The sequence below is a fragment of the Streptomyces sp. ISL-96 genome (assembly GCF_018614035.1).
GTDB lineage: Bacteria > Actinomycetota > Actinomycetes > Streptomycetales > Streptomycetaceae > Streptomyces.
The window spans coordinates 1-5,438 of sequence record NZ_JAGGPA010000031.1 but is presented as its reverse complement, the minus strand read 5'-3'; the positions used below and the strand labels follow the sequence as shown (position 1 = coordinate 5,438).

General features: G+C 57.0%; 2 rRNA genes. Both read left to right on the top strand.

What is annotated here, in order from left to right:
• Nucleotides 1–241 precede the first annotated feature (241 nt).
• Nucleotides 242–1,767: ribosomal RNA gene (locus tag J7E96_RS20885) — 16S ribosomal RNA — on the top strand.
• A gap of 301 nt (nt 1,768–2,068) precedes the next feature.
• Nucleotides 2,069–5,193: ribosomal RNA gene (locus tag J7E96_RS20880) — 23S ribosomal RNA — on the top strand.
• Together the 16S and 23S rRNA genes form the textbook arrangement of a ribosomal RNA operon.
• Nucleotides 5,194–5,438: the final 245 nt, after the last annotated feature.

Sequence of the window (5,438 nt, the reverse complement as noted above, 5' to 3'; positions counted from 1 at the left end):
CCCGAGAGGGTGAGTACAAAGGAAGCGTCCGTTCCTTGAGAACTCAACAGCGTGCCAAAAGTCAACGCCAGATATGTTGATACCCCGGCCCACTTCGGTGGGTTGGTGGTTCCTTTGAAAAAGACCTGGCTGTCCTAGTGACGGTCCAGGCAAACACAGCGAGGACGCTGAGAACAGCGGGCCATATTCCGGCCCGATCTGTTCCGCTCTTTCGTGGTGTGATCCCGATTACGGGAAAACATTCATGGAGAGTTTGATCCTGGCTCAGGACGAACGCTGGCGGCGTGCTTAACACATGCAAGTCGAACGATGAAGCCCTTCGGGGTGGATTAGTGGCGAACGGGTGAGTAACACGTGGGCAATCTGCCCTTCACTCTGGGACAAGCCCTGGAAACGGGGTCTAATACCGGATAACACTCCTCCCTGCATGGGGAGGGGTTAAAAGCTCCGGCGGTGAAGGATGAGCCCGCGGCCTATCAGCTTGTTGGTGGGGTAATGGCCCACCAAGGCGACGACGGGTAGCCGGCCTGAGAGGGCGACCGGCCACACTGGGACTGAGACACGGCCCAGACTCCTACGGGAGGCAGCAGTGGGGAATATTGCACAATGGGCGAAAGCCTGATGCAGCGACGCCGCGTGAGGGATGACGGCCTTCGGGTTGTAAACCTCTTTCAGCAGGGAAGAAGCGAAAGTGACGGTACCTGCAGAAGAAGCACCGGCTAACTACGTGCCAGCAGCCGCGGTAATACGTAGGGTGCGAGCGTTGTCCGGAATTATTGGGCGTAAAGAGCTCGTAGGCGGCTTGTCACGTCGGATGTGAAAGCCCGGGGCTTAACCCCGGGTCTGCATTCGATACGGGCAGGCTAGAGTGTGGTAGGGGAGATCGGAATTCCTGGTGTAGCGGTGAAATGCGCAGATATCAGGAGGAACACCGGTGGCGAAGGCGGATCTCTGGGCCATTACTGACGCTGAGGAGCGAAAGCGTGGGGAGCGAACAGGATTAGATACCCTGGTAGTCCACGCCGTAAACGTTGGGAACTAGGTGTTGGCGACATTCCACGTCGTCGGTGCCGCAGCTAACGCATTAAGTTCCCCGCCTGGGGAGTACGGCCGCAAGGCTAAAACTCAAAGGAATTGACGGGGGCCCGCACAAGCAGCGGAGCATGTGGCTTAATTCGACGCAACGCGAAGAACCTTACCAAGGCTTGACATATACCGGAAAGCATCAGAGATGGTGCCCCCCTTGTGGTCGGTATACAGGTGGTGCATGGCTGTCGTCAGCTCGTGTCGTGAGATGTTGGGTTAAGTCCCGCAACGAGCGCAACCCTTGTCCTGTGTTGCCAGCATGCCCTTCGGGGTGATGGGGACTCACAGGAGACCGCCGGGGTCAACTCGGAGGAAGGTGGGGACGACGTCAAGTCATCATGCCCCTTATGTCTTGGGCTGCACACGTGCTACAATGGCCGGTACAATGAGCTGCGATGCCGCGAGGCGGAGCGAATCTCAAAAAGCCGGTCTCAGTTCGGATTGGGGTCTGCAACTCGACCCCATGAAGTCGGAGTTGCTAGTAATCGCAGATCAGCATTGCTGCGGTGAATACGTTCCCGGGCCTTGTACACACCGCCCGTCACGTCACGAAAGTCGGTAACACCCGAAGCCGGTGGCCCAACCCCTTGTGGGAGGGAGCTGTCGAAGGTGGGACTGGCGATTGGGACGAAGTCGTAACAAGGTAGCCGTACCGGAAGGTGCGGCTGGATCACCTCCTTTCTAAGGAGCACTTCTCACCAGGCTTGCTTGGTCAGAGGCCAGTTCATCGGCGAACGTCCGGTGCTGGTTGCTCATGGGTGGAACGTTGACTACTCGGCACGGTTGGTTGGAACTGTTAGTACTGCTTCGGCGTGGAAAACAGTTCGGATTGATCGGGTCGGGCACGCTGTTGGGTATCTGAGGGTACGGACCATTTGGTTTGTAGCTTCGCGATGCCGGCCCCAGTGCACTCGTTCTTCGGAGCGGGGTGATGGGTGGCTGGTCGTTGCTTGAGAACTGCACAGTGGACGCGAGCATCTGTGGGCAAGTTTTTAAGGGCACACGGTGGATGCCTTGGCACCAGGAACCGATGAAGGACGTGGGAGGCCACGATAGTCCCCGGGGAGCCGTCAACCAGGCTTTGATCCGGGGGTTTCCGAATGGGGAAACCCGGCAGTCGTCATGGGCTGTCACCCATACCTGAACACATAGGGTATGTGGAGGGAACGCGGGGAAGTGAAACATCTCAGTACCCGCAGGAAGAGAAAACAACCGTGATTCCGGGAGTAGTGGCGAGCGAAACCGGATGAGGCCAAACCGTATGCGTGTGATACCCGGCAGGGGTTGCGCATACGGGGTTGTGGGATTGCACTTCAACAGTCTGCCGGCTGTTGGGCAAGTCAGAAACCGTTGGTGTAGGCGAAGGACATGCGAAAGGTCCGGCGTAGAGGGTAAGACCCCCGTAGCTGAAACATCAACGGCTTGCTTGTGCAACACCCAAGTAGCACGGGGCCCGAGAAATCCCGTGTGAATCTGGCGGGACCACCCGTTAAGCCTAAATATTCCCTGGTGACCGATAGCGGATAGTACCGTGAGGGAATGGTGAAAAGTACCGCGGGAGCGGAGTGAAATAGTACCTGAAACCGTGTGCCTACAAGCCGTGGGAGCGTCGCGCATTGAGTTTACTCAGTGCGTCGTGACTGCGTGCCTTTTGAAGAATGAGCCTGCGAGTTAGCGGTGTGTAGCGAGGTTAACCCGTGTGGGGAAGCCGTAGCGAAAGCGAGTCCGAATAGGGCGATTGAGTTGCACGCTCTAGACCCGAAGCGGAGTGATCTAGCCATGGGCAGGTTGAAGCGGCTGTAAGAGGTCGTGGAGGACCGAACCCACCAGGGTTGAAAACCTGGGGGATGACCTGTGGTTAGGGGTGAAAGGCCAATCAAACTCCGTGATAGCTGGTTCTCCCCGAAATGCATTTAGGTGCAGCGTCGTGTGTTTCTTGCCGGAGGTAGAGCACTGGATAGGCGATGGGCCCTACCGGGTTACTGACCTTAGCCAAACTCCGAATGCCGGTAAGTGAGAGCACGGCAGTGAGACTGTGGGGGATAAGCTCCATGGTCGAGAGGGAAACAGCCCAGAGCATCGACTAAGGCCCCTAAGCGTACGCTAAGTGGGAAAGGATGTGGAGTCGCAGAGACAACCAGGAGGTTGGCTTAGAAGCAGCCACCCTTGAAAGAGTGCGTAATAGCTCACTGGTCAAGTGATTCCGCGCCGACAATGTAGCGGGGCTCAAGCGTACCGCCGAAGTCGTGTCATTCACACATATATCCCCAACGGGAGTGTGGATGGGTAGGGGAGCGTCGTGTGCCGGGTGAAGCAGCCGCGGAAGCGAGTTGTGGACGGTTCACGAGTGAGAATGCAGGCATGAGTAGCGATACACACGTGAGAAACGTGTGCGCCGATTGACTAAGGGTTCCTGGGTCAAGCTGATCTGCCCAGGGTAAGTCGGGACCTAAGGCGAGGCCGACAGGCGTAGTCGATGGACAACCGGTTGATATTCCGGTACCCGCTTTGAAACGCCCAGTATCGAATCCATTAATGCTAAGGCCGTGAAGCCGTCCTGGAGCCTTCGGGCAAAGGGAAGTGGTGGAGCCGCCGGCCCAAGGTGGTAGTAGGTAAGCGATGGGGTGACGCAGGAAGGTAGTCCAGCCCGGGCGGTGGTAGTCCCGGGGTAAGGGTGTAGGCCGTGTGGTAGGTAAATCCGTCACACATTAAGGCTGAGACCTGATGCCGAGCCGATTGTGGTGAAGTGGATGATCCTATGCTGTCGAGAAAAGCCTCTAGCGAGTTTCATGGCGGCCCGTACCCTAAACCGACTCAGGTGGTCAGGTAGAGAATACCGAGGCGTTCGGGTGAACTATGGTTAAGGAACTCGGCAAAATGCCCCCGTAACTTCGGGAGAAGGGGGGCCATCACTGGTGATCCGTTTTACACGGTGAGCTGGGGGTGGCCGCAGAGACCAGCGAGAAGCGACTGTTTACTAAAAACACAGGTCCGTGCGAAGCCGTAAGGCGATGTATACGGACTGACGCCTGCCCGGTGCTGGAACGTTAAGGGGACCGGTTAGTGCGCTTTCGGGCGTGCGAAGCTGAGAACTTAAGCGCCAGTAAACGGCGGTGGTAACTATAACCATCCTAAGGTAGCGAAATTCCTTGTCGGGTAAGTTCCGACCTGCACGAATGGCGTAACGACTTCTCGACTGTCTCAACCATAGGCCCGGTGAAATTGCACTACGAGTAAAGATGCTCGTTTCGCGCAGAAGGACGGAAAGACCCCGGGACCTTTACTACAGTTTGATATTGGTGTTCGGTTCGGCTTGTGTAGGATAGGTGGGAGACTGTGAAGCATGCACGCCAGTGTGTGTGGAGTCAATCTTGAAATACCACTCTGGTCGTGCTGGATGTCTAACCTCGGTCCGTGATCCGGATCAGGGACAGTGTCTGATGGGTAGTTTAACTGGGGCGGTTGCCTCCTAAAGAGTAACGGAGGCGCCCAAAGGTTCCCTCAGCCTGGTTGGCAATCAGGTGTTGAGTGTAAGTGCACAAGGGAGCTTGACTGTGAGACCGACGGGTCGAGCAGGGACGAAAGTCGGGACTAGTGATCCGGCAGTGGCTTGTGGAAGCGCTGTCGCTCAACGGATAAAAGGTACCCCGGGGATAACAGGCTGATCTTCCCCAAGAGTCCATATCGACGGGATGGTTTGGCACCTCGATGTCGGCTCGTCGCATCCTGGGGCTGGAGTCGGTCCCAAGGGTTGGGCTGTTCGCCCATTAAAGCGGTACGCGAGCTGGGTTTAGAACGTCGTGAGACAGTTCGGTCCCTATCCTCTGCGCGCGTAGGAATATTGAGAAGGGCTGTCCCTAGTACGAGAGGACCGGGACGGACGAACCTCTGGTGTGCCAGTTGTCCTGCCAAGGGCATGGCTGGTTGGCTACGTTCGGAAAGGATAACCGCTGAAAGCATCTAAGCGGGAAGCCTGCTTCGAGATGAGTATTCCCACCCCCTTTGAGGGGTTAAGGCTCCCAGTAGACGACTGGGTTGATAGGCCAGATGTGGAAGCCCGGTAACGGGTGGAGCTGACTGGTACTAATAGGCCGAGGGCTTGTCCTCAGTTGCTCGCGTCCACTGTGTTAGTTCTGAAGTAACGACCAGCCACCCATCACCCCGCTCCGAAGAACGAGTGCACTGGGGCCGGCATCGCGAAGCTACAAACCAAATGGTCCGTACCCTCAGATACCCAACAGCGTGCCCGACCCGATCAATCCGAACTGTTTTCCACGCCGAAGCAGTACTAACAGTTCCAACCAACCGTGCCGAGTAGTCAACGTTCCACCCATGAGCAACCAGCACCGGAA